Source organism: Arthrobacter sp. NPDC058097 (assembly GCF_042884885.1).
GTDB lineage: Bacteria > Actinomycetota > Actinomycetes > Actinomycetales > Micrococcaceae > Arthrobacter.
This window is the reverse complement of the sequence record NZ_JBHVSZ010000002.1, coordinates 18,740-40,344: the sequence shown is the minus strand read 5'-3', so window position 1 is coordinate 40,344 and position 21,605 is coordinate 18,740. Positions and strand designations below refer to the sequence as shown.

Sequence of the window (21,605 nt, the reverse complement as noted above, 5' to 3'; positions counted from 1 at the left end):
GGCGCAGCCGCGTTGGGTGAGCAGGTGCTGGTCCACGACACGGACCGATTCTTCCGCCGGCTGCAGCCCCGCGTCCAGGTGGCGCTCTGCCAACTCCCGGTAACCCTTATTCTTGCTGCGCTGGCAATCGCCGCGCCGGCAGTGTGGCCCACGCTGATCGAGAGTCCCGTCTTTATAGCCGCCATCGTCATGATGGTTGCGACATTTCTTGGCTGCTTTCTGGTTCCCTGGGAACGGCTGCCGCCCAACGCCTATCTGCTAGTTCCAATCCTCGACATGGTGGTCATCGGGCTCGCCCGCAACGGCGCGGTTCCCGCGGTGGCCGGACTCGGAGTTCTGGCGATATTCCCGGTGATCTGGCTTTCCAGCTCCGACAACTACCCGCGCACCACCATATTGCTGAGCTTTTTCGGTACCCTACTCATCGGCATTCCCACGCTGGTGCAAAAGTTTCCCAAGATTTCACCTTCAGACATTGCCACCGCAATTCTGCTTCCGCTTATGATGCTGGCCGTCTCGGTGGCCATCAGGTTCGCGAGCGCCAATGTGCGGCTGCAGCGCCAGCGCCTGGAGAAGAAAGACGCCGAACTGCGCGAACTGCTCGTGGAGAGCAAGGACCGCGAACGGCTGCTGAAGACCATCCTGGACACAACCGACGTCGGGATTGTGGCCGTGGACGCCGATGGCCAGAAGGTGCTGGTCAACGACCAGCAGAAAACCTTCAGGCAGGCCGCGGCGCCCGCCGGCATGGAGCAGCCGCTGGAAGCGGAGCAACTCATGTTCGGCCGGGACCGGGTGACCCCGCTGCCGCTGGACAAGCGCCCCATTCGCCGGGCCGTTGCCGGCGAGACTTTCGCCGACTACCTGGTCTGGCTGGGTGAGGGATCCACGCAAAGGGCCGTCTCCACCGCTGCGCGGATTATCAAGAACGACGACGGCGGGTTCGGTGGGGCGGTCATCGTCTACACCGATGTCACGGGCTTGGTCGAGGCTCTGTCTGCCAAGGAGGAGCTGATCTCCAACGTCTCCCACGAGTTCCGCAGTCCCCTCATGTCAGTCCTGGGCAACGTGGACCTGGTGCTGGATGAAGCGGACGGTCTGTCCCCGGACTCTGTGCACCGGCTGGAAGTGGTGCAGCGCAATGCCGAGCGGCTGCTCTCCCTGGTCTCCGAGCTTCTGGTCTCGGCGTCCGCCGTTCTGGCCGTGCATCCCCGGCGCACTGACCTCGCGGGCCTCATCGAGAACAGCATAGGCTCCGTTCAGGCCCAGGCCGACGCCAGCCACGTCTCCCTCAGCACCGATGTACCGGCGCCGCTGTGGGCCCATGCCGACCCGCTCCGCATCGGTCAGGCACTGGACAACCTGGTTTCCAACGCCATCAAATACTCTCCCGACGGCGGCAAAGTCACCGTGAGCGCGCGGCGCAGGGACTCCTGGGTGCAGCTGAAGGTCCAGGACACGGGCATGGGCATCAGCGAGGAGGAAACATCGCGCATCTTCACCCGGTTCTTCCGCACTCAGGCGGCGCGACAGGCGGCCATTCCGGGCGTGGGGCTTGGACTGTCCATCACCAAGACCATTGTGGAGCGGCATGGCGGTGCCATCTCCTGCGACAGCAAACCCGGTGCGGGCACCACATTCACCCTCACGCTGCCGGCCGAGGGGACGCCCGAAGCCTGACGGGGAGTTTTGCCCGGCTCCGGTTTTCCACAACGGCTCGGTTTTCCACATAGACACTTTGCAGGGTCGTGCGTGTCCCAGGCCAGTGGCAAGCTGTGGGCATGGACAACAGTGCGGCAGCTGCGGAGGCATTGGAGGCTATTGGTGCCTCTGCCTTCGCGCTGGCTGCCGAACTCCGCAGGACTGATCCGGCCTCTGCGGCCGAGGATCCGCTACCGGACCCGGTTGACCCACTTGGGCATCAGGCGACCGCATACTTGGACGGCCTGACCGGGGTGGCCGGGATGGAAGCCCAGCTTGCGGCGGTAAAGGTGCACCTTGCCACCGGATACACCACGGCGGACGCGGCAATGGCGCCTCCACTTGCAAGCCCGCAGGACTCTGCCGTCCGGCAGATATCGGTGACGGCAGAGGTGGCAGGCGCACTGACCGTCAGCGAGGGCGCGGCCTCACGGTTGCTGGTTGAAGCGAGCATGCTGGGAACGGGACTGCCGGTGACCCTGGCAGCGCTGCGGGCGGGGAGCATTTCGTGGCAGCACGCTCGGATCATGTGCGACGAAACCGACGGGCTGAACCCGGAGGCCGCGGCGGCTTTTGAGGCCCACTTCCTCGACCCCGACGCACCCGGGTTTGCGCGGGGTTGCCCGGCCGGGGAACTGACACCGGCGAGGTTCCGGGCCAAGGCACGGTCTTGGCGGGAACGGCACCATCAGGACAGCATCGAGGCCCGGCACCGCAACACCACGAAGGACCGGCGGCTGGAGTACCACCCAGACCGGGACGGCATGGCCTGGCTGTCGGCGTACCTGCCCGCTGACCTGGCCGCCGGGATCTGGAACCGCAGCACCGCCGCAGCTCGCGCCATGCAAGGCCCGGCCGAGTCCCGAACCCTGACCCAGCTCCGTCTGGATACCGCCGCCGCGTGGCTGCTCGGCCCGGCACAGGGAGTGGGCAGCGCGAATGACGCCCCGGCCGCAGCATCCTTTCCCGCAGATCTCGTGCCCTCAGAGTCCGTCCCGGCAGGTGATGTGCCAGCCCGTGGCGGTGCGGCCAACGCTGTGCCAGCCCTGGGTGGGCCGGTTAGTGATGCCCCCTCCGGCAACGTCCCACCCACTGGTGTGCCATCCCCGACGGCGCAGGTCCTGGTCACCGTGCCGGTGTTCTCGCTGCTTGGCCTGTCCGATGAACCCGCCACACTCGACGGGTACGGGCCCATCCCGCCGTCCATGGCCCGCCGGCTCGTCGCCGACGGCGCAACATCATTCCTCCGGGTACTCACCGACCCCCGGGACGGCGCGCCTTTGGAGATCGGACGCACCAGCTACCGGCTGACGAAACCAATGCGCCAATGGCTTCGGCTCCGTGACGCCAAATGCACATTCCCCAACTGCAACAACCATTCGCTGGACAACGACGCCGACCACATCCTCGCCTGGGCCGACGGCGGCGGCACCGGCGTCGCCAACCTCGGCCAGCCCTGCCCCAAGCACCATCGGCTCAAACACTCCTCGGCGTGGCAACCGGTCGGCGCCACTAGAGACACACCGCCGGGTTGGATCTCCCCATCGGGTCGTCATTTTCCCGCCGAGTACCAGGACTGGGAACCACCCACCTGGCCGGAACTGCCGAACGGCGGAGATTGGCCGGAGCCCCAAGACTGGCAAGAACCACCGGGCTCTCCCGACGCCCTCACGAACCCGGAACCACCACTGCCAGCGGAACCTTTACCCGATTGGGCATCATCCCCGGCAGCGTAACCGGCGCGCCAAGCTGGTGACCTGCTAGTCGAGCGGCAAGGTCACGGTGACGGACGCTCCCATCGACGGCGAGGACTCGACCGCCATCAGGCCGCCCGCGGATGTCACAGCCAGGTGCATGAGCCGCAGGCCCATGCCCGAGTGCCTGCCGTGCGTGGCGGCCGAAACGTCGAAGCCGCCGCCGTCGTCGGTCACGCGGAGCTGAATGGCATGGTTGTCCCCAGAGCGGCAGACACAGCATAGCCGGACAGTCACGGAGGACGCCTCGGCATATTTATGGATGTTGCTCAGGAGCTCCTGCGCCGCCCGGTAGAGCAGCGTTGCGGACTTCCTGTCCACTTCCATCCCATGGTGGGGCGCCTCGAGGTGCACGGTGATCCCGCGCTCGCGCAGCGGGATGGCCAAACGGTCAATCGCCCCCGCGACGCCAAGCGCATAGAAATCAACCGGATGCGTATCGGTAAGAACGCCACGGACTGCGACGACGTCGTCGCTTGCTAGTGATTTCATGTTCCAACTGTGCGCCCGGCGCCTTGTTATTTTCTTGTAACTTTCCGGCGTGTCCCCCGTTTGAAGGGGCGCATCAGAGGCGTGCCCTGCCCGACTCTACGCCAGGGTGTAACCCGCCCCGCGGACGGTCTTCAGCCAGCGCGGATTTCTAGCGTCGTCCCCCAGCTTCCGGCGCAGATTGCCGATGTGGGTTTCGATGATCCGGCCGGGGTCGCCACTACCGGCTGCGCCGCCGGCCGGGCCTGAATTCCGCTTCACGAGACCCAACAGACTCACGAGCTCCGCCTTGGTGACCACCCCGCTGCCGCGCTGCAGCAGGATACGCAGGAGGTCGAACTCGGTGCGGGTCAGCTGGAGGGCACGTCCTCCGACGGTGGCTGCCCGCGCCGCGCAGTCGAGCTCCAGCCCCTTGTGCTGATAGGTACCCTCGTAGGCCCGGGCTGCGGCGAGGTCGTGGGCTGCTGGCAGGACCTGCGCCAACGCGGGCGCCTTCACCGGCCGAAGGCTCCGCACCGGCCGGACAGAGCCCCGCAGCCGCGGCGAGACCAGCGGCGGTTCCCGCGGCGTCACGATCGGCGGGACGGTCAGCTGCCGCGGCCGGCGCAGCATGCCGTCGACGCGGGCTCGGAACTCCCGTGGCCGGATGGGCTTGACCATGTAGTCGTCGGCCCCCGCGTCCAACGCCCTCAACGTAGTCCGAAGGTCGCTTCGCCCCGTGACGATCAGGATGTACGTGTGGCTGAACTCGCGGATGCGGCGCAGCACGTCGTAGCCGTCCGTGTCCGGAAGCGCCAGGTCCAGCGTGACAGTATCCGGGTGCTTGGCACGCACCAGCGCAACCCCGGATTCGCCGGTGGCGGCGCAGTGCACCTCGAACCCGGCCTCCCCGAGCGTCGCCTGCAACAACGACCGGACTTCCTCATCCCTGTCGATGACGACGACGACACGACGATCATTCATCCCTTACCCCCTGTAAGGACCGCATGATTAAAGACTGCGTCTCAGCCTACTAGCCGTGTGTCCCGAAATGAGGCAGCACCCTCACACGCCGCAACACAACATCGCCGGCAGCAGAGCCGCAGGGCAGGACATTACTCCCGGAGCGCCCGCGTGAGCTCAGCCCTGGCGAGCAGTTCGCCGTCGGAGGGGTAGGCCACTTCCTCGAACACCAGGGGGTGCGGCGCCGCCAGGACGGAACGTGCGTCGCGCTTCCGTGCGAGCAGGCGCTCGTGCAGCCACTCCGGACGCTCCTGCCCCTCCCCCACGTACAGCGCAGACCCCACCAGCGCACGCACCATGTTGTGGCAGAAGGCGTCGGCCTGGACGGTGGCGACAATGACGCCGTCCGGGCCACGGGAAAACTCGAAACGCTGCAGCTCGCGGACGGTGGTGGAGCCCTCACGCGGTTTGCAGAAGGACAGGAAGTTGTGCAGGCCCAGCAACTTCGCCGAGCCCTCATTCAGCAGGTCCACGTCCAGAGGCGCCTTGTGCCAAAGGGTGTCGTACCGGCTGAGCGGATCCCACTTCTCCGGCCCATCCGCGATCCGGTAGCTGTAGCGGCGCCACAGCGCCGAGAAGCGGGCGTCGAAGCCTTCCGGGGCCACCGCAGCGTGACGCACCACAATGGCGCCAGTCTGCTCCCCCAGCCCGCGGCTGAGCGCTCCCCGCAGCCGGCGCAAAAGGGCGACGGCGGGATCAACTGCCGCGCCACGGCTCAGCCCCAGCCACTCGTCTTCCTTGAGGTCGAGGTGGACCACCTGGCCGCGGGCGTGCACCCCGGCGTCCGTACGTCCGGCGACCGTGACGCGCACGGGACGGCGGAGCAGCAGCTCCAGCGCGCCCTCCAGAACCCCCTGAACCGTACGCAATCCAGGCTGCACCGCCCACCCGCTGAACGGGCCGCCGTCGTACGCCAGATCCAGCCGGATACGCAAAAACCCGCCGCCCCCCAAAACGGGGGCAGCGGGTCTTTGGTGGGTCATAGACTCAAGTCTATGCGAAGGATTTAGCGAATTACTTCGCGTCCTTGGCCTCGTCGGCAGCAGCTTCGTCAGCGGCAGCTTCCTCGGCCGGAGCCTCTTCAGCGGCAGCTTCTTCAGCCGGAGCTTCCTCAGCAGCGGCTTCCTCAGCGGCCGGAGCCTCTTCGGTTGCAGCTTCGGTCTCGACGACCTCTGCCTCGGGAGCTTCCTCAGCGGCCGGAGCAGCAGCAGCGGCGGCCTGGGTCGCCTCGGCCACAACAGCCTGCTTGGCGGAAACCGGGTCGAGGACCAGCTCGATGACAGCCATGGGAGCGTTGTCGCCCTTGCGGTTGCCGATCTTGGTGATGCGGGTGTAGCCGCCGTTGCGGTTCTCCACAGCCTGCGCGATGTCGGTGAACAGCTCGTGGACGACGCCCTTGTTGCTGATCAGGCCGAGAACGCGGCGGCGGGAAGCGAGGTCGCCACGCTTGGCGAAGGTGACCAGGCGCTCTGCGTACGGCTTCAGGCGCTTGGCCTTGGTGACCGTGGTGGTGATCCGCTTGTGCTCGAACAGTGCGGAAGCCAGGTTCGCGAGCATGAGACGCTCGTGAGCCGGGCCGCCACCGAGGCGCGGACCCTTAGTGGGGGTAGGCATAATTGTTTCTCCTCATATGGAAGCCGGGAGGCTGCGCACAACATGGTGCGGGCCAGCCCCTCGGCCAAGATCTGCTTGTTAGAGCTCGTCGTCGCTGAACGCGGCGTCGTCCTCTTCGATGGCTGCGGCGCGGGCTGCCAGGTCGAAACCGGGAGGGGAGTCCTTCAGGGACAGACCCAGTTCAACCAGCTTTGCCTTGACCTCATCGATGGACTTCGCACCGAAGTTACGGATGTCCATCAGGTCAGCCTCGGAGCGGGCAACGAGTTCACCCACGGTGTGGATGCCCTCACGCTTGAGGCAGTTGTAGGAACGGACGGTGAGGTCCAGATCCTCGATCGGCAGAGCCATGTCTGCTGCCAGGGCAGCATCCGTCGGCGACGGGCCAATCTCAATACCCTCAGCTGCGGTGTTCAGCTCGCGGGCCAGACCGAACAGTTCCACCAGGGTCGTGCCAGCGGAAGCAACGGCATCGCGCGGGGCGATGGCCTGCTTGGTCTCGACGTCGACAATGAGCTTGTCGAAGTCGGTGCGCTGCTCAACACGGGTGGCTTCCACGCGGAAAGTAACCTTCAGCACCGGCGAGTAGATGGAGTCAACCGGAATGCGGCCGATCTCTGCGTCGCCGGACTTGTTCTGAGCTGCCGAAACGTAGCCGCGGCCGCGCTCGATGGTCAGTTCGAGTTCGAACTTGCCCTTCGAGTTCAGCGTGGCAATGTGCAGATCCGGGTTGTGGAACTCGACGCCGGCCGGCGGAGCGATGTCCGCGGCGGTGACGACTCCGGGGCCCTGCTTGCGCAGGTAAGCAACAACCGGCTCGTCGTGCTCGGAGGACACGGAGAGGTTCTTGATGTTGAGGATGATCTCGGTGACATCTTCCTTGACACCCGGAACCGTTGTGAACTCGTGCAGCACGCCATCGATCCGGATGCTGGTTACAGCGGCACCGGGGATGGAGGAGAGCAGGGTACGGCGGAGGGAGTTTCCGAGGGTGTAACCGAAGCCCGGCTCCAGCGGTTCAATGATGAACCGTGAGCGGTTTTCGGAGACGACCTCTTCGGAGAGGGTGGGGCGCTGTGCAATGAGCACTTAGGTTTCCTTTCGGCGAGCATCCGCTATATGACGCAACACAGGTGGTGGAAAATCGGTCTGAGGACTTAACGCGCTGGGCTTGCCCGGACCCGAAACGGGTCCGGGCAAGCTCCGGTGCACGGAAAGTACTTAGACGCGGCGGCGCTTCGGCGGACGGCAGCCGTTGTGCGCGGCGGGGGTGACGTCCTGGATGGAGCCAACCTCGAGGCCGGCAGCCTGCAGCGAACGGATGGCGGTTTCGCGTCCGGAACCCGGTCCCTTGACGAACACGTCAACCTTCTTCAGGCCGTGCTCCTGTGCACGCTTGGCGGCGGCTTCGGCAGCCATCTGCGCAGCGAACGGGGTGGACTTACGCGAGCCCTTGAATCCAACCTCACCGGCGGAAGCCCAGGAGATCACAGCACCGGTCGGGTCCGTGATGGACACGATGGTGTTGTTGAACGTGCTCTTGATGTGCGCCTGGCCAAGCGCGATATTCTTCTTGTCCTTCTTACGCGGCTTGCGAACCGCGCCACGAGTCTTCGGGGGCATTTCTTCTCCTACAGAAAGTTATTTGGGGGAAGGCCGTGCTGATCCCACATGTGCCGTCAGGCAAATGTGGTTTAGCGGGCCTTCTTCTTGCCGGCGACGGTACGCTTCGGGCCCTTGCGGGTACGAGCGTTGGTCTTCGTACGCTGACCGCGTACGGGCAGGCCCTTGCGGTGACGCAGGCCTTCGTAGCTGCCGATTTCAACCTTGCGGCGGATATCTGCTGCCACTTCGCGGCGAAGGTCACCCTCAACCTTGTAGTTGCCTTCAATGTAGTCACGCAGCTCTACCAGCTGCGCGTCCGTCAGGTCCTTGACCCGAACGTCAGCGCTGATGCCGGTGGCAGCCAGGGTTTCGTGTGCACGGGTCTTGCCCACGCCGTAGATGTAAGTAAGCGCAATTTCCAGCCGCTTTTCGCGGGGAATGTCTACGCCAGCGAGACGAGCCATAGTGGCGGTACTCCTTGAATAAACCGGAGGTCGTAGGCAGTACACCCGCACCTTCAGTGCGGCCCCAGCCTCCGACCGGGGGTTAGCTGTCCGGACTCTTTCTAGCTCAATGTCCCAGTTCAGCTTGTGCTGCCTTTATTTACTTGCGTGGGTTAGCAGCCCAGGGATTCCCCGAGGGGAATTAGCCCTGGCGCTGCTTGTGGCGCGGGTTCTCGCAGATCACCATGACCCGGCCGTTACGGCGGATCACTTTGCACTTTTCGCAGATCTGCTTGACGCTCGGCTTGACCTTCATGGCGTTCCTTTGCGTGATAGCAGTTGGGCCGATGGACCGGCCTTAGGCAAATGCCTTGGCCGCCCAACGTTTACTTGTAGCGGTAGACGATACGACCACGTGTCAGGTCGTAAGGGCTCAGCTCCACCACTACGCGGTCCTCAGGAAGAATCCTGATGTAGTGCTGGCGCATCTTTCCAGAGATGTGTGCCAGGACGACGTGCTTGTTGGTGAGCTCAACACGAAACATCGCGTTGGGCAGCGCCTCAGTCACTACGCCCTCGATCTCAATGACCCCGTCCTTCTTGGCCATATCCTCCGCTAACTGTTGTTTGCCACAGACCTCCGGCTGGCGCCGGGCATGACTGCGGACGTTTTTTGATTTGATTGACCGTCGCCCTCCGGCCCGCAAATGGGCGTGGCAGGGCAGACAACCAACATGCAACTCTACGGCATTAGGACCGGAAAGTTAAATCCAGCCATGTTAGCGCACATTGCCCGGGTATGCACCAAATTCGCCCGCGGGAGTTGTCACCGGCCGGGCGCTGCTGACCCCGTCAAGAATGGCCAAACGTACGACGTCGGCTGCCGCACTCTGCAGGGTGATGAGACTTATCTGCCGGGCAGCTTCCGTGCTCCTGTCCAGCTCCTGGCCCCCGGTGGCGAGGCAGAACACCGTGTCCCCGTCGGCCAGCGTATGGCTCGGATTCAGGGCCCGCGCCAGCCCCGCATGGGCAGCCGAGGCGGTCCGCTTGCACTCGGCGACGTCCAGCACTGCAGTCGTGGCGACGACGACGAGCGTGGTGTTGAGGGAGGGGCCGGGCCCGTCCGCAGCAGCCTTGGTTTCGACAGGCTCAACCAGCGGACTGGCAGGCTCAACCAGCGGACTGGCAGGCTCAACCAGCGGCAGGCCGAGCGCGTTCACCACTGCCAGCGCCCCGATAACAACGCCGGTCTCCAAGGTGACTGATGCTGTGCCCACTCCCCCTTTGTATTTCCCCCGTCCGATGACGGCTCCGGTGCCGGCACCCACATTGCCGCGTTCGGCGTCGTGTCCCTCCATTTGCGCGCCGGCGATAACCGCCGCCTCGTATCCCATCTCTGCGTCCGGGCGGGCGCTGAAGTCACCGCCGCGGCCGAGGTCGAAGATGGCGGCGGCCGGAACGATGGGCACCACCCCTCCCGTCACTGCGAAGCCGCGGCCTTGCTCCTCGCACCAGCGCTGGACACCATGCGCGGTCACCAGTCCGTACGCGCTGCCGCCGCTGAGCACCACGGCGTCCACGGTGCGCACCAGGGTGGTGGGGTCGAGCGCATCGGTCTCATGGGTTCCTGGTCCTCCCCCGCGGACGTCCACCGAACCAACTGTCCCCGCAGGGGGCAGGACCACTGTCACGCCGCTCAGCCACCCGCCGTCGGACTTCTGCTGGTGGCCCACACGCAAGCCCGGCACATCGGTGATCTTTCCCTGCGCCCCGGCTGCTTTGTTGGCTCCGTCTTTGTTGGATCCGTCGCTCGCTTCCATGGCTCCCATTCTGCCCCGGGAGGTGACCCGGCGACGCAGAAAGATCCCCACGATGCGCAAAATCCCTGACGACACCGGAATTCCAGTGTCACCAGGGATTTTGTGTATCGCCCAGCTGAGAGCGCGTCGCCAAGCTAAATGCGTGTCCTCAGGGAATCGGGACCGGCACCACGCCAAGGGGCGCGAGCCGGGCTGCGCCGCCGTCGGGCGCCGACAGGACCCAGATGCCCTTCTCGTGCACGGCCACGGAATGCTCCCACTGGCACGAGCGCTTGCCGTCGGTGGTGACCACGGTCCAGTCGTCCTCCAGCACGGCCGTCTCGATGCCGCCGCGCACCAGCATCGGCTCGATGGCCAGGCAAAGGCCGGGACGGATCTTCGGGCCGCGGTGGCTCGTGCGGTAGTTCAGCACGTCAGGTGCCATGTGCATCTCCGAGCCGATGCCGTGGCCCACGTAGTCCTCGAGGATGCCCAGGGGCTTGCCGGGCACTGAGGAGACATAGTCGTCGATCGCCGCGCCGATGTCGCCCACGAACTTGCCCTTGGCCAGGCCGGCGATGCCGTGCCACATGGCTGTCTCGGTGACGTCGGAGAGGCGCTGGTCCTCCGGGTCCGGCGTTCCCACGATGACGGTCCGGGCCGAGTCGGAGTGCCAGCCGTTAACGATGCAGCCGCCGTCGATGGAGATGATGTCCCCGTCCTGCAGGACCTTGTCGCCCGGGATGCCGTGCACCACTTCCTCGTTCACGGACGTGCAGATGGTGGCGGGGAAGCCGTGGTAGCCGAGGAAGTTGGACTTGGCGCCCGCTTCCAGCAGCACCGAGGCGAAGACCTCGTCCAGCTGCTTGGTGGTGACGCCCGGGGCTGCCGCTGCCACAGCCGCGTCGAGGGCGCGGCTCAGGACGAGCCCGGCCTCGTGCATGGTGCGCATCTGGGCGTTGGTCTTGTATTCAATCCGTGGCTGGCCGAATGCCATCAGCGGTGCTTCCTCTCAATGTGCCCCCGGCCGGCAGGTTTCCGGATGTGGAAATAAGCGGCCCGGGGCTAAAAGCCGGAGGCCCCTCCCCATGGTCCGGGAGGAGCCTCGCAGCGTTGGAACTAATCTCAGGCGGCCTGCGCCTCTTTGATGGCCTGCATGACGCGGTCGGTGACCTCGTCGATCTGGCCAATGCCGTCAACCTGGGTCAGGATGCCGCGATCGGCATACTTGGCCACAACAGCCTCGGTCTGCTCGTGATAGAGGTCCAGGCGGTGGCGGATGACGGCTTCGTTGTCGTCACTGCGTCCGGTTTCCTTCGCGCGGCCCAGCAGGCGGTGCACGAGCTCCTCGTCGTCGGCGGTGAGCTGCAGGACGACGTCCAGCTTCTGGTCGCCGTCGGCCAGGATCTGGTCCAGGTAGTCAACCTGGGCGGTGGTGCGGGGGTAGCCGTCCAACAGGAAGCCGTCCTCGACGTCGCCTTCGCTGAGACGGTCACGGACCATCTTGTTGGTCACGCTGTCCGGGACGAAATCCCCGTTGTCCATGTACTTCTTGGCCTCAACGCCGAGCGGCGTCTCGCCCTTCACGTTGGCGCGGAAGATGTCGCCGGTGGAGATCGCAACGACGCCGAGGCGTTCCGAGATGCGCTCCGCCTGCGTGCCCTTGCCCGAACCCGGTGGTCCGATAATCAACATTCTGGTCATCGCAATAGCCCTTCGTAGTGACGCTGCTGTAGCTGCGCGTCAATTTGCTTGACGGTTTCCAGGCCAACGCCCACCATGATCAGGATCGAGGTGCCACCGAACGGGAAGTTCTGGTTTGCGTTGATCAGCACGAGCGCCACCAGCGGGATCAGTGCCACGAAGCCAAGGTAAATGGCGCCGGGCAACGTGATGCGCGACAGGACGTACTGCAGGTAATCCGCGGTCGGCTTGCCGGCACGGATACCCGGGATGAAGCCGCCGTATTTCTTCATGTTGTCGCTGACCTCTTCAGGGTTGAAGGTGATCGCGACGTAGAAGTAGGTAAAGAACACAATCATGGCGAAGTACAGCGCCATGTAAATCGGATGGTCACCGCGGGTCAGGTTGTTGTTGATCCACTCAACCCACGGCTGGATCGACTCCCCTGCCTTCGGCTGGTTGAACTGAGAGATCAACGCCGGCAGGTAGAGCATCGAGGAAGCGAAGATGACGGGAATAACGCCGGCCATGTTCACTTTGATGGGAATGTAGGTGCTGGTGCCGCCCACGGTACGTCGCCCGATCATGCGCTTGGCGTACTGCACCGGGATGCGGCGCTGGGACTGCTCCACGAAGACCACCAGGGCAACCGTCAGCAGGCCGATGGCCAGCACGATGAAGAACGTGCCCGGACCCTGGGCGGACCAGATGGCGCCCAGCGAGGTGGGGAAGCCGGCAGCGATGGCCGTGAAGATCAGCAGCGACATGCCGTTGCCGACGCCCTTCTCGGTCACGAGCTCACCCATCCACATGATGAGGCCGGTGCCGGCCGTCAGCGTGATGATGATGAGGATCGTAGTGATGACGCTCTGATCCGGGATGATCGGCAGGTTGCAGCCGGGCAGCAGCTGGCCTGAGCGCGCCAGCGACACCAGCGTCGTGGCGTTCAGCAGGCCAAGGGCGATGGTCAGGTACCGCGTGTACTGCGTCAGCTTGGACTGTCCGGAGGCGCCCTCTTCGTACAGCTGCTGGAACCGCGGGATGACCACACGCAGCAGCTGCACAATGATGCTCGCCGTGATGTACGGCATGATGCCCAGGGCGAAGATGGAGACCTGCAGCAGTGCACCACCGCTGAAAAGATTGACGAGCTGGTAGATCCCGCCCTGGGTCTGCCCGTTCGACAAGCATTGCTGGACATTCTGGTAGCTCACACCGGGCGAGGGGATAAAGGCTCCCAAGCGGAAGATTGTGATGATTCCCAGCGTGAACAACAACTTGCGTCGCAGATCAGGCGTTCGAAACGCCCGGCCGAATGCGCTTAGCAAGCGTCCTCCTCAGTAATTTATAGGTCACGTGATGCAGGTCGATAAACCCAACAACCGAGTCTAACCGGTGTTTGCGGCATGCGAACAATCCGGAAGACCCAATGGGTATGAAAAAACTCCCGGCACGGGGGCCTCGGCCCCCGTGCCGGGAGTTTGCGCAGCGGGCAATTGCCCACCAGCTCCGGGAAGAAATCCCTTAGAGCGCGGTGGTGCTGCCGCCGGCTGCAGCGATCTTTTCAGTCGCGCTGGCTGAGAAGGCGTGGGCGGTGACGTCAACCTTGACGGTGATGTCGCCGGTGCCAAGCACCTTCACGGGCTGGTTCTTGCGAACAGCACCCTTTGCAACCAGGTCCTCCACGGTGACAGCGCCACCTTCCGGGAACAGCTCGTTGAGCTTCTCCAGGTTTACAACCTGGAACTCAACCCGGAACGGGTTCTTGAAGCCGCGCAGCTTCGGCAGGCGCATGTGCAGCGGCAGCTGGCCGCCGGCAAAGCCAGCCTTCACCTGGTAGCGGGCCTTCGTACCCTTGGTACCGCGACCGGCGGTCTTACCCTTGGAGCCTTCACCACGACCAACACGGGTCTTGGCGGTCTTGGCACCCGGGGCGGGACGCAGGTGGTGAACCTTCAGAGCGCTCTGCTTTTCAGCAGCTGCGGTCTCGGCCGTGTTCTTCTCTGCCATTACTTCGCCTCCTCAACATTCACGAGGTGCGGAACCGTGTTGAGCATTCCCACGGTCACGGCGTCGGCGGTGCGGACAACGGTGTGTCCGATCCGCTTCAGGCCGAGGGACCGCAGGGTGTCGCGCTGGTTCTGCTTGGCGCCAATGACGCCCTTAATCTGGGTGATCTCCAACTTGGCGTCGGAGGGAGTCAGGTTCTTCGCCATGACTTAGACACCTGCCTTCTGGTTCATCAGAGCCTTCACCAGTGCCGGCGGAGCGATCTCGTCGAGCGGCAGGCCACGGCGTGCTGCCACGGCTGCCGGCTCTTCGAGGCGCTTCAGGGCGTCAACGGTCGCGTGAACGATGTTGATGGCGTTGGAGGAACCGAGCGACTTGGAGAGGATGTCGTGGACGCCCACGCACTCCAGTACCGCACGGACCGGACCACCGGCGATAACACCGGTACCGGCGGAAGCCGGACGCAGCATTACGACGCCTGCAGCGGCTTCACCCTGAACGCGGTGAGGGATGGAGTTGCCAACGCGGGGAACGCGGAAGAAGGACTTCTTAGCCTCTTCAACGCCCTTGGCGATAGCAGCGGGAACTTCCTTGGCCTTGCCGTAACCGACGCCGACCAGGCCGTTACCGTCACCAACGACGACGAGTGCGGTGAAGCTGAAGCGACGACCACCCTTGACGACCTTGGATACGCGGTTGATGGTTACAACGCGCTCGATGAACTGGTTCTTCTCGGCTTCACGTCCGCCATCGCGGCCGCCACGGCCACCGCGGTCGCCGCGGCCCTGGCCACGGTCGCCACGCTCGCCGCGACGGGCGCCACCACGGCGGTCCTCGGCAGCGGGGGCAGTGGTCTCAGCAGCTGCGGCTTCGGTCGCCTTCTCTTCTGCAGACACAGTGTCCTTTTCCTTGTTTGCTTCGGTCACAGTGACAGCCCACCTTCGCGTGCACCGTCAGCGACGGCCGCGATCCGGCCGTGGTACTTGTTACCACCACGGTCGAAAACGACAGCTTCGACGCCGGCAGCCTTGGCACGCTCGGCGACGAGCTCGCCAACGCGCTTGGCCTTGGCGGTCTTGTCACCGTCGAATGCACGAAGGTCAGCTTCCAGAGTGGACGCGCTCGCTACGGTCTGGCCAATGGTGTCATCGACAACCTGGACAAATACGTGGCGTGCGGAGCGGTTGACGACCAGGCGAGGACGTACAGCCGTTCCGGAGATGCGCTTGCGGATACGAAGCTGGCGGCGGCTGCGCGAAGCAGACTTGCTCTTGTTCGTACGCTTCTTGTTAATGGCGATGGCCATGGTTACTTACCAGCCTTTCCGACCTTGCGGCGGATGACTTCGCCCGCGTAGCGGATGCCCTTGCCCTTGTACGGGTCAGGCTTGCGCAGCTTGCGAATGTTGGCAGCAACCTCGCCGACCTGCTGCTTGTTGATGCCTGAGACAGAGAGCTTGGTCGGCCCCTCTACTGCAAAGGTGATGCCGGCCGGAGCCGAGACGTTGACCGGGTGGCTGTAGCCGAGAGCGAACTCAAGGTCAGAACCCTTGGCCTGAACGCGGTAACCGGTACCGACGATTTCAAGCTTCTTCTCGTAGCCTGCGGTGACGCCCTGGATCATGTTGGCGATCAGGGTGCGGGTCAGGCCGTGCAGCGAACGGGAGGCGCGCTCGTCGTTCGGGCGGGTGACGGTCAGGGTGTTCTCTTCGAGGGCAACCTCGATGGGGCTGGCCACAGTGTGGCTCAGTTCGCCCTTGGAACCCTTGACGCTGACGACAGAGCCGTCAACCTTGACCTCAACGCCGGCCGGAACGGTGATGGGGAGACGTCCAATACGTGACATTATTCTCTTCCTTTCCCGTTACCAGACGTAAGCGAGGACTTCGCCGCCCACGCCCTTCTTGCCGGCCTGCTTGTCAGTCAGGAGGCCGGAAGAGGTGGACAGAATTGCGATACCCAGGCCACCCAGCACGTGGGGCAGGTTGGTGGACTTCGCGTAAACGCGGAGACCCGGCTTGGAGATGCGACGGACACCCGCGATTGAACGCTCGCGGTTCGGACCGAACTTGAGCTCGAGGGTCAGCTTCTTGCCGACTTCAGCGTCCTCTTCCTTCCAGCCGGCGATGAAACCTTCGGCCTTGAGGATGTCAGCAACGCGAGCCTTGAGCTTGCTGTAAGGCATAGACACGGAATCGTGGTATGCCGAGTTTGCGTTACGCAGGCGCGTAAGCATATCTGCGACAGGATCTGTCATTGTCATTTGGGCACTTGCCCTTCCTCGTAACGGTTTCCGCCGTTCTGTCCCTGGGGAACCAGAGCGGCCGGACCTTTTACGTAGTTAATTAAGCTTCGGTCTTGAACGGGAAACCAAGCGCCTTGAGCAGCGCGCGGCCTTCGTCGTCGGTCTTGGCGGTGGTCACAACCGTGATGTCCATACCGCGGGTGCGGTCGATGGAGTCCTGGTCGATCTCGTGGAACATAACCTGCTCGGTCAGACCGAAGGTGTAGTTGCCGTTGCCGTCAAACTGCTTGCCGCTGAGGCCGCGGAAGTCGCGGATACGGGGCAGGGCCAGCGTGACCAGACGGTCCACGAATTCCCACATGCGGTCGCCTCGCAGGGTTGCGTGTGCACCAATGGGCATGCCTTCGCGCAGCTTGAACTGGGCGATCGACTTGCGGGCCTTGGTGACCTGCGGCTTCTGGCCGGTGATCAGGGTGAGGTCGCGGACAGCGCCGTCGATCAGCTTGGAGTCCTTGGCGGCATCTCCAACACCCATGTTCACTACAACCTTGACCAGACGGGGAACCTGGTTCACGTTCTCGTACTTGAATTCCTCAAGGAGCGAGCTCTTGATGGAATCGGCGTACTTGGTCTTCAGACGAGGAACGATCTTCGTTGCCGGAGTCTCGAGAGTCTCAGTCATTAGATGTCCTTCCCGGAGCTCTTGGCCACGCGGATGCGGACGGTCTTCTTGACGCCGTCCTTCTCTACGGTGTCGAGGCGGAAACCAACGCGGGTCGGCTTCTTGGTGGACGGGTCAACGAGAGCCACGTTGGAAACGTGGATCGGAGCCTCGACAACCTCGATGCCGCCGGTCTTGGTGCCGCGCTGCGACTGTCCGACCTTGGTGTGCTTGGTTACGCGGTTGATACCTTCAACCAGCACGCGGTTGGTGTCCGGGAACACGCGCAGGACCTTGCCCTGCTTGCCACGGTCGCCGCCGCGCTCAGCCTTGGCGCCAGTGATGACCTGTACCAGGTCACCCTTCTTGATCTTAGCCATGGACTAGAGCACCTCCGGAGCCAGAGAAACGATCTTCATGAACTTCTTGTCACGGAGTTCACGACCAACCGGTCCGAAGATACGGGTACCGCGGGGGTCACCGTCGTTCTTCAGGATGACGGCTGCGTTCTCGTCAAACTTGATGTAGGAACCATCCGCACGGCGGCGTTCCTTCTTGGTACGGACGATGACAGCCTTGACGACGTCGCCCTTCTTTACGTTGCCGCCCGGAATTGCGTCCTTGACGGTTGCGACGATGACGTCGCCGATGCCTGCGTAGCGACGGCCAGATCCACCGAGAACGCGAATGGTAAGGATTTCCTTAGCACCCGTGTTGTCGGCGACCTTGAGTCGCGACTCCTGCTGAATCACTATTTACTCCTTGCGTCGCGCCGGTTCTCAGACCGAATAACTTGCTACGGAATGAGCCTTGCGGAACGGTTGATCGGGGTGTCTCTTGACCTGACTGGATTTTGCCAGACCAGGCCTAAACGCCCGTGCCACAAACAGTTGCTCCCGAGCCTGTGAAGGCGCATGGGGGCACTATGCCGTGGCACGATTGTTTACGAGGTTTGCTGCAGGCGCACAACAGGCGCCATACAAACTCAAAATCTTAGCACAGTTTGGCCCAGCCTCCATATCACCTCCCGCCGCTCCCCCGCAACGTACGACGGCGACAGGTACTGCCGCGTTCGTCCCGCCGTCGGCTGCATCCCCAATTAACGCGGAAACCCCCGCTCCCAAAGGGAACGGGGGTTTCCTTGCAGCCAGGCTGCGGGGTGTTACTTAGCCTTCTCGAGGATTTCCACGAGCCGCCAGTTCTTGGTGGCGGACAGCGGGCGGGTCTCGGCGATGACAACCAGGTCGCCGATGCCGGCGGTGTTCTGCTCGTCGTGTGCCTTGACCTTGGAGGTGCGGCGGATGACCTTGCCGTACAGGGCGTGCTTCACGCGGTCTTCAACCTGAACAACGATGGTCTTGTCCATCTTGTCAGAGACCACGTAGCCGCGACGCGTCTTACGGTAACCGCGCTGCTCAGCCGTAGCTGCCGTAGCAGTTTCCGTCACGTTCTCGTCCTTTTCACTCACTTGGCGTCCTCCTCGGTCTCAGCCTCGGCAGGCTTTTCAGCCTTCTTCGCTGCAGACTTCTTGGACTTCTTTTCTTCCTTGGCTTCCACAACCGGTGCGGCAACCTCGGCACGAATGCCCAGCTCGCGCTCACGGAGAACGGTGTAGATGCGTGCGATGTCCTTCTTTACCGCGCGCAGACGACCGTGGTTCTCCAGCTGACCGGTGGCGGACTGGAAACGCAGGTTGAACAGCTCTTCCTTGGACTTGCGGAGTTCTTCAACGAGACGCTCGTTGTCGAAACCGTCCAGCTGTGCGGGTGCGAGATCCTTCGACCCTACTGCCATTTCTACTCACCACCTTCGCGACGCACAATGCGTGCCTTCAACGGCAGCTTGTGGATTGCCAGGCGCAGGGCCTCGCGAGCTACCTCTTCATTGACACCGGAGAGTTCGAAGAGAACCCGGCCCGGCTTGACGTTGGCGACCCACCACTCCGGCGAACCCTTACCGGAACCCATGCGGGTTTCGGCAGGCTTCTTGGTCAGCGGACGGTCCGGGTAGATGTTGATCCAGACCTTACCGCCACGCTTGATGTGGCGGGTCATCGCGATACGGGCAGATTCGATCTGACGGTTCGTGACGTATGCCGGGCTCAGGGCCTGGATGCCGTACTCACCGAAGGAGACCTTGGTGCCGCCCGTGGCAGCGCCGGAACGACCCGGGTGGTGCTGCTTACGGTGCTTGACTCGACGTGGGATAAGCATTTAAGCCTGTCCTCCTTCTGCTGCCTGTGCCGGTGCTGCTGCCTCGGCTGCCGGAGCTGCAGCAGCAGGTGCTGCGTCGGCTGCCGGACGGTCGTTACGACGGCGGCGGTCACCACGGTCAGCGCCACCCGGGCGGCCCGGACGGTCACCGGAGCGGCCACGGGACGGAGCAGCAGCTGCCTGCTGAGCCAGTTCCTTGGAGGTGACGTCACCCTTGTAGATCCAGACCTTCACGCCGATGCGGCCGAAGGTGGTCTTGGCTTCGTAGAAGCCGTAGTCGATGTTCGCGCGGAGGGTGTGCAGGGGCACACGGCCTTCGCGGTAGAACTCCGAGCGGGACATTTCTGCGCCACCCAGACGGCCCGAGCAAGCGATACGGATACCCTTGGCACCGGCACGCTGTGCGGACTGCATGGCCTTCTTCATCGCACGGCGGAATGCCACGCGGGAAGTCAGCTGCTCTGCAACACCCTGGGCAACAAGCTGGGCTTCCATCTCGGGGTTCTTGACCTCGAGGATGTTCAGCTGAACCTGCTTGCCGGTGAGCTTTTCGAGCTCGCCACGGATGCGGTCTGCCTCGGCGCCGCGGCGGCCGATGACGATGCCCGGACGTGCCGTGTGGATGTCCACGCGGACACGGTCACGGGTGCGCTCGATCTCAACCTTGGCGATACCGGCGCGCTCCATGCCCGTGGACATGAGCTGGCGGATACGGATGTCTTCGCGAACGAAGTCCTTGTAGCGCTGGCCGGACTTGGTGCTGTCAGCGAACCAGTGCGATACGTGATCGGTGGTGATGCCGAGTCGGAACCCGTGCGGGTTTACTTTCTGTCCCACTTAGCGAGCCTCCTCTTTCTCCGGGGTAGCGACTACCACGGTGATGTGGCTGGTGCGCTTCTTGATCTGAAATGCACGACCCTGAGCACGCGGCTGGAACCGCTTCATGGTCGGGCCTTCATCAACAAACGCTTCGCTGATGATGAGGTCACCTTCGTCGAACGCAACACCGTCGCGGTCCGCGAGGACGCGGGCGTTGGAGATTGCCGACTGAACTACCTTGAATACCGGCTCCGAAGCTGCCTGGGGGGCAAACTTCAGAATTGCCAGAGCCTCGTTCGCTTGCTTTCCACGAACAAGGTTGACGACGCGCCGGGCCTTCATAGGCGTTACGCGGATGTGGCGCGCAATTGCCTTGGCTTCCATTGCTTTCCTTCTCTCGTCTTTGACGTAAGTGCAGGCGCCTAGCGGCGCTTGCCCTTACGGTCGTCCTTGACATGGCCGCGGAATGTCCGCGTGGGAGCGAATTCGCCGAGCTTGTGCCCGACCATCGACTCGGTGACAAACACCGGGATGTGCTTGCGTCCGTCGTGCACGGCGATCGTGTGCCCGAGCATGTCGGGGATGATCATCGAGCGGCGGGACCAGGTCTTGATGACGTTCTTGGTGCCCTTTTCGTTTTCCCTTGCGACCTTCACAAAGAGGTGCTGGTCAACGAAAGGACCTTTTTTCAGGCTGCGTGGCATGTGTCCAGGCTCCTATCGCTTGTTCTTGCCAGTACGACGGCGACGAACAATAAGCTTGTCGCTCTCTTTGTTGGGGCGGCGGGTACGGCCTTCAGGCTTACCGTTCGGGTTGACCGGGTGACGACCACCGGAGGTCTTACCTTCACCACCACCGTGCGGGTGGTCAACCGGGTTCATGGCGACACCACGGACGGTCGGGCGAACGCCCTTCCACCGCATACGGCCGGCCTTGCCCCAGTTGATGTTCGACTGCTCGGCGTTGCCGACCTCGCCGATCGTGGCGCGGCAGCGCACGTCAACGTTGCGGATTTCGCCGGAGGGCAGACGCAGCTGGGCGAAGCGGCCTTCCTTGGCGACGAGCTGAACAGAAGCACCGGCGGAACGGGCCATCTTGGCACCGCCGCCCGGGCGCAGCTCAACCGCGTGGATAACAGTACCCACGGGGATGTTGCGCAGGGGCAGGTTGTTGCCAGGCTTGATGTCAGCGTTGGCGCCGGCTTCCACGAAGTCGCCCTGGGAGAGCTTGTTCGGGGCGATGATGTAACGCTTGGTGCCATCAACGTAGTGCAGGAGGGCGATGCGAGCCGTGCGGTTCGGATCGTACTCGATTTCGGCAACGCGGGCGTTGACGCCGTCCTTGTCGTGGCGACGGAAGTCGATCAGACGGTACTGGCGCTTGTGTCCACCACCCTTGTGACGGGTGGTGATCTTACCGGTGTTGTTACGGCCGCCCTTCTTGGGCAGCGGACGTACCAACGACTTTTCCGGCGTCGACCGCGTGATTTCGGTGAAGTCAGCTACGCTCGAGCCGCGGCGGCCCGGCGTAGTCGGCTTGTATTTACGGATTCCCATAATTCATTTCCT

At 63.7% G+C, this 21,605-nt stretch carries 31 protein-coding genes; 2 read left to right on the top strand and 29 right to left on the bottom strand.

Annotation, left to right across the window (positions count from 1 at the left end; genetic code table 11):
• Positions 1 to 12 precede the first annotated feature (12 nt).
• Together ACFVTE_RS04105 and ACFVTE_RS04100 are read left to right on the top strand one after the other, a co-directional pair.
• Positions 13 to 1,680 (top strand): sensor histidine kinase, encoded by a 1,668-nt coding sequence (locus ACFVTE_RS04105; protein WP_387097229.1) that lies wholly within the window; start codon positions 13 to 15, stop codon positions 1,678 to 1,680.
• A 101-nt stretch (positions 1,681 to 1,781) separates the two neighbouring features.
• On the top strand, positions 1,782 to 3,437 hold the full coding sequence (locus tag ACFVTE_RS04100; RefSeq protein ID WP_387097226.1) for a DUF222 domain-containing protein: 1,656 nt from the start codon (positions 1,782 to 1,784) through the stop codon (positions 3,435 to 3,437).
• A gap of 24 nt (positions 3,438 to 3,461) precedes the next feature.
• Here the strand turns inward: ACFVTE_RS04100 and ACFVTE_RS04095 are convergent, their stop codons facing one another.
• The 29 genes from ACFVTE_RS04095 to rplB all read right to left on the bottom strand — a co-directional run bounded on the left by ACFVTE_RS04095 (position 3,462) and on the right by rplB (position 21,593).
• Positions 3,462 to 3,947 (bottom strand): sensor histidine kinase, encoded by a 486-nt coding sequence (locus tag ACFVTE_RS04095; RefSeq protein WP_387097223.1) that lies wholly within the window; start codon positions 3,945 to 3,947, stop codon positions 3,462 to 3,464.
• Positions 3,948 to 4,043: 96 nt separating this feature from the next.
• On the bottom strand, positions 4,044 to 4,907 hold the full coding sequence (locus ACFVTE_RS04090; RefSeq protein ID WP_387097220.1) for a response regulator transcription factor: 864 nt from the start codon (positions 4,905 to 4,907) through the stop codon (positions 4,044 to 4,046).
• Between the two features lie 131 nt (positions 4,908 to 5,038).
• Positions 5,039 to 5,929 (bottom strand): tRNA pseudouridine(38-40) synthase TruA, encoded by an 891-nt coding sequence (truA, locus tag ACFVTE_RS04085; protein ID WP_387097217.1) that lies wholly within the window; start codon positions 5,927 to 5,929, stop codon positions 5,039 to 5,041.
• Between the two features lie 31 nt (positions 5,930 to 5,960).
• A complete protein-coding gene (rplQ, locus tag ACFVTE_RS04080; RefSeq protein ID WP_377949459.1) occupies positions 5,961 to 6,560 on the bottom strand; it encodes a 50S ribosomal protein L17 in 600 nt (199 codons plus the stop codon).
• 78 nt (positions 6,561 to 6,638) lie between these two features.
• The gene (locus ACFVTE_RS04075; RefSeq protein ID WP_003803733.1) at positions 6,639 to 7,649 is read right to left on the bottom strand and encodes a DNA-directed RNA polymerase subunit alpha; all 1,011 of its coding nucleotides are present in this window, start codon (positions 7,647 to 7,649) and stop codon (positions 6,639 to 6,641) included.
• A gap of 132 nt (positions 7,650 to 7,781) precedes the next feature.
• Entirely contained in the window at positions 7,782 to 8,183 is a 402-nt protein-coding gene (rpsK, locus tag ACFVTE_RS04070; RefSeq protein WP_003803734.1) for a 30S ribosomal protein S11, read from the bottom strand.
• A 71-nt stretch (positions 8,184 to 8,254) separates the two neighbouring features.
• Positions 8,255 to 8,629, bottom strand: coding sequence for a 30S ribosomal protein S13 (gene rpsM / locus ACFVTE_RS04065; protein WP_003803743.1), 375 nt, complete (start codon positions 8,627 to 8,629; stop codon positions 8,255 to 8,257).
• A gap of 181 nt (positions 8,630 to 8,810) precedes the next feature.
• Positions 8,811 to 8,924, bottom strand: coding sequence for a 50S ribosomal protein L36 (gene rpmJ / locus ACFVTE_RS04060; protein ID WP_009358722.1), 114 nt, complete (start codon positions 8,922 to 8,924; stop codon positions 8,811 to 8,813).
• Positions 8,925 to 8,994: 70 nt separating this feature from the next.
• Positions 8,995 to 9,216, bottom strand: a complete 222-nt coding sequence (gene infA / locus ACFVTE_RS04055; protein WP_011775571.1) for a translation initiation factor IF-1 — start codon at positions 9,214 to 9,216, stop codon at positions 8,995 to 8,997.
• A gap of 171 nt (positions 9,217 to 9,387) precedes the next feature.
• On the bottom strand, positions 9,388 to 10,428 hold the full coding sequence (locus ACFVTE_RS04050; protein WP_387097210.1) for a P1 family peptidase: 1,041 nt from the start codon (positions 10,426 to 10,428) through the stop codon (positions 9,388 to 9,390).
• Between the two features lie 148 nt (positions 10,429 to 10,576).
• On the bottom strand, positions 10,577 to 11,404 hold the full coding sequence (gene map / locus ACFVTE_RS04045; protein ID WP_387097208.1) for a type I methionyl aminopeptidase: 828 nt from the start codon (positions 11,402 to 11,404) through the stop codon (positions 10,577 to 10,579).
• Between the two features lie 128 nt (positions 11,405 to 11,532).
• Positions 11,533 to 12,102, bottom strand: coding sequence for an adenylate kinase (locus tag ACFVTE_RS04040; RefSeq protein WP_387098314.1), 570 nt, complete (start codon positions 12,100 to 12,102; stop codon positions 11,533 to 11,535).
• A gap of 5 nt (positions 12,103 to 12,107) precedes the next feature.
• On the bottom strand, positions 12,108 to 13,418 hold the full coding sequence (secY, locus tag ACFVTE_RS04035) for a preprotein translocase subunit SecY (protein ID WP_377965752.1): 1,311 nt from the start codon (positions 13,416 to 13,418) through the stop codon (positions 12,108 to 12,110).
• 196 nt (positions 13,419 to 13,614) lie between these two features.
• On the bottom strand, positions 13,615 to 14,100 hold the full coding sequence (rplO, locus tag ACFVTE_RS04030) for a 50S ribosomal protein L15 (protein ID WP_306924871.1): 486 nt from the start codon (positions 14,098 to 14,100) through the stop codon (positions 13,615 to 13,617).
• The gene (rpmD, locus tag ACFVTE_RS04025) at positions 14,100 to 14,306 is read right to left on the bottom strand and encodes a 50S ribosomal protein L30 (protein WP_003803757.1); all 207 of its coding nucleotides are present in this window, start codon (positions 14,304 to 14,306) and stop codon (positions 14,100 to 14,102) included. Before rpmD ends, rplO begins: the two co-directional genes overlap by 1 nt.
• 3 nt (positions 14,307 to 14,309) lie before the next feature.
• Positions 14,310 to 15,026: a 30S ribosomal protein S5 gene (rpsE, locus tag ACFVTE_RS04020; RefSeq protein WP_387097203.1), complete on the bottom strand. Its 717-nt coding sequence runs from the start codon at positions 15,024 to 15,026 to the stop codon at positions 14,310 to 14,312.
• Positions 15,023 to 15,406: a 50S ribosomal protein L18 gene (gene rplR / locus ACFVTE_RS04015; protein WP_003803763.1), complete on the bottom strand. Its 384-nt coding sequence runs from the start codon at positions 15,404 to 15,406 to the stop codon at positions 15,023 to 15,025. Before rplR ends, rpsE begins: the two co-directional genes overlap by 4 nt.
• 2 nt (positions 15,407 to 15,408) lie before the next feature.
• Positions 15,409 to 15,945 carry a 50S ribosomal protein L6 gene (gene rplF / locus ACFVTE_RS04010; protein ID WP_387097200.1) on the bottom strand — a complete coding sequence of 179 codons (537 nt, stop codon included), beginning with the start codon at positions 15,943 to 15,945 and terminating at the stop codon, positions 15,409 to 15,411.
• An 18-nt stretch (positions 15,946 to 15,963) separates the two neighbouring features.
• The gene (gene rpsH / locus ACFVTE_RS04005) at positions 15,964 to 16,362 is read right to left on the bottom strand and encodes a 30S ribosomal protein S8 (protein WP_018769139.1); all 399 of its coding nucleotides are present in this window, start codon (positions 16,360 to 16,362) and stop codon (positions 15,964 to 15,966) included.
• Between the two features lie 82 nt (positions 16,363 to 16,444).
• Positions 16,445 to 17,026, bottom strand: a complete 582-nt coding sequence (gene rplE, locus ACFVTE_RS04000; RefSeq protein ID WP_331572343.1) for a 50S ribosomal protein L5 — start codon at positions 17,024 to 17,026, stop codon at positions 16,445 to 16,447.
• Positions 17,026 to 17,385 carry a 50S ribosomal protein L24 gene (rplX, locus tag ACFVTE_RS03995; RefSeq protein ID WP_003803770.1) on the bottom strand — a complete coding sequence of 120 codons (360 nt, stop codon included), beginning with the start codon at positions 17,383 to 17,385 and terminating at the stop codon, positions 17,026 to 17,028. The genes rplE and rplX overlap by 1 nt, the downstream gene beginning before the upstream one ends.
• A 3-nt stretch (positions 17,386 to 17,388) precedes the next feature.
• Positions 17,389 to 17,757 carry a 50S ribosomal protein L14 gene (rplN, locus tag ACFVTE_RS03990; protein WP_003803789.1) on the bottom strand — a complete coding sequence of 123 codons (369 nt, stop codon included), beginning with the start codon at positions 17,755 to 17,757 and terminating at the stop codon, positions 17,389 to 17,391.
• Between the two features lie 410 nt (positions 17,758 to 18,167).
• Positions 18,168 to 18,473 (bottom strand): 30S ribosomal protein S17, encoded by a 306-nt coding sequence (gene rpsQ / locus ACFVTE_RS03985; protein WP_076801234.1) that lies wholly within the window; start codon positions 18,471 to 18,473, stop codon positions 18,168 to 18,170.
• Complete coding sequence (gene rpmC, locus ACFVTE_RS03980; RefSeq protein ID WP_003803792.1) at positions 18,470 to 18,799, bottom strand: 50S ribosomal protein L29; 330 nt, start codon at positions 18,797 to 18,799, stop codon at positions 18,470 to 18,472. The genes rpsQ and rpmC overlap by 4 nt, the downstream gene beginning before the upstream one ends.
• Positions 18,800 to 18,801: 2 nt before the next feature.
• Positions 18,802 to 19,218: a 50S ribosomal protein L16 gene (gene rplP / locus ACFVTE_RS03975; protein WP_003803795.1), complete on the bottom strand. Its 417-nt coding sequence runs from the start codon at positions 19,216 to 19,218 to the stop codon at positions 18,802 to 18,804.
• Positions 19,219 to 20,055 (bottom strand): 30S ribosomal protein S3, encoded by an 837-nt coding sequence (rpsC, locus tag ACFVTE_RS03970; protein WP_003803796.1) that lies wholly within the window; start codon positions 20,053 to 20,055, stop codon positions 19,219 to 19,221.
• The gene (rplV, locus tag ACFVTE_RS03965) at positions 20,056 to 20,421 is read right to left on the bottom strand and encodes a 50S ribosomal protein L22 (protein WP_003803798.1); all 366 of its coding nucleotides are present in this window, start codon (positions 20,419 to 20,421) and stop codon (positions 20,056 to 20,058) included.
• 38 nt (positions 20,422 to 20,459) lie between these two features.
• Positions 20,460 to 20,741, bottom strand: a complete 282-nt coding sequence (rpsS, locus tag ACFVTE_RS03960) for a 30S ribosomal protein S19 (protein WP_003803803.1) — start codon at positions 20,739 to 20,741, stop codon at positions 20,460 to 20,462.
• Between the two features lie 12 nt (positions 20,742 to 20,753).
• Entirely contained in the window at positions 20,754 to 21,593 is an 840-nt protein-coding gene (rplB, locus tag ACFVTE_RS03955; protein ID WP_003803804.1) for a 50S ribosomal protein L2, read from the bottom strand.
• Positions 21,594 to 21,605: the final 12 nt, after the last annotated feature.

Excerpts from the sequence above, each read along its gene's own strand:
- ACFVTE_RS04100 (WP_387097226.1), top strand. The coding sequence starts at position 1,782 with ATGGACAACAGTGCGGCAGCTGCGGAGGCATTGGAGGCTATTGGTGCC.
- ACFVTE_RS04095 (WP_387097223.1), bottom strand. The coding sequence starts at position 3,947 with ATGAAATCACTAGCAAGCGACGACGTCGTCGCAGTCCGTGGCGTTCTT.
- ACFVTE_RS04090 (WP_387097220.1), bottom strand. The coding sequence starts at position 4,907 with ATGAATGATCGTCGTGTCGTCGTCGTCATCGACAGGGATGAGGAAGTC.
- truA (WP_387097217.1), bottom strand. The coding sequence starts at position 5,929 with ATGACCCACCAAAGACCCGCTGCCCCCGTTTTGGGGGGCGGCGGGTTT.
- rplQ (WP_377949459.1), bottom strand. The coding sequence starts at position 6,560 with ATGCCTACCCCCACTAAGGGTCCGCGCCTCGGTGGCGGCCCGGCTCAC.
- rpsK (WP_003803734.1), bottom strand. The coding sequence starts at position 8,183 with ATGCCCCCGAAGACTCGTGGCGCGGTTCGCAAGCCGCGTAAGAAGGAC.
- rpsM (WP_003803743.1), bottom strand. The coding sequence starts at position 8,629 with ATGGCTCGTCTCGCTGGCGTAGACATTCCCCGCGAAAAGCGGCTGGAA.
- rpmJ (WP_009358722.1), bottom strand. The coding sequence starts at position 8,924 with ATGAAGGTCAAGCCGAGCGTCAAGCAGATCTGCGAAAAGTGCAAAGTG.
- infA (WP_011775571.1), bottom strand. The coding sequence starts at position 9,216 with ATGGCCAAGAAGGACGGGGTCATTGAGATCGAGGGCGTAGTGACTGAG.
- ACFVTE_RS04050 (WP_387097210.1), bottom strand. The coding sequence starts at position 10,428 with ATGGAAGCGAGCGACGGATCCAACAAAGACGGAGCCAACAAAGCAGCC.
- map (WP_387097208.1), bottom strand. The coding sequence starts at position 11,404 with ATGGCATTCGGCCAGCCACGGATTGAATACAAGACCAACGCCCAGATG.
- ACFVTE_RS04040 (WP_387098314.1), bottom strand. The coding sequence starts at position 12,102 with ATGTTGATTATCGGACCACCGGGTTCGGGCAAGGGCACGCAGGCGGAG.
- rplO (WP_306924871.1), bottom strand. The coding sequence starts at position 14,100 with ATGGCAGAGAAGAACACGGCCGAGACCGCAGCTGCTGAAAAGCAGAGC.
- rpmD (WP_003803757.1), bottom strand. The coding sequence starts at position 14,306 with ATGGCGAAGAACCTGACTCCCTCCGACGCCAAGTTGGAGATCACCCAG.
- rplR (WP_003803763.1), bottom strand. The coding sequence starts at position 15,406 with ATGGCCATCGCCATTAACAAGAAGCGTACGAACAAGAGCAAGTCTGCT.
- rplF (WP_387097200.1), bottom strand. The coding sequence starts at position 15,945 with ATGTCACGTATTGGACGTCTCCCCATCACCGTTCCGGCCGGCGTTGAG.
- rpsH (WP_018769139.1), bottom strand. The coding sequence starts at position 16,362 with ATGACAATGACAGATCCTGTCGCAGATATGCTTACGCGCCTGCGTAAC.
- rplE (WP_331572343.1), bottom strand. The coding sequence starts at position 17,026 with ATGACTGAGACTCTCGAGACTCCGGCAACGAAGATCGTTCCTCGTCTG.
- rplX (WP_003803770.1), bottom strand. The coding sequence starts at position 17,385 with ATGGCTAAGATCAAGAAGGGTGACCTGGTACAGGTCATCACTGGCGCC.
- rpmC (WP_003803792.1), bottom strand. The coding sequence starts at position 18,799 with ATGGCAGTAGGGTCGAAGGATCTCGCACCCGCACAGCTGGACGGTTTC.
- rplP (WP_003803795.1), bottom strand. The coding sequence starts at position 19,218 with ATGCTTATCCCACGTCGAGTCAAGCACCGTAAGCAGCACCACCCGGGT.
- rplV (WP_003803798.1), bottom strand. The coding sequence starts at position 20,421 with ATGGAAGCCAAGGCAATTGCGCGCCACATCCGCGTAACGCCTATGAAG.
- rpsS (WP_003803803.1), bottom strand. The coding sequence starts at position 20,741 with ATGCCACGCAGCCTGAAAAAAGGTCCTTTCGTTGACCAGCACCTCTTT.
- rplB (WP_003803804.1), bottom strand. The coding sequence starts at position 21,593 with ATGGGAATCCGTAAATACAAGCCGACTACGCCGGGCCGCCGCGGCTCG.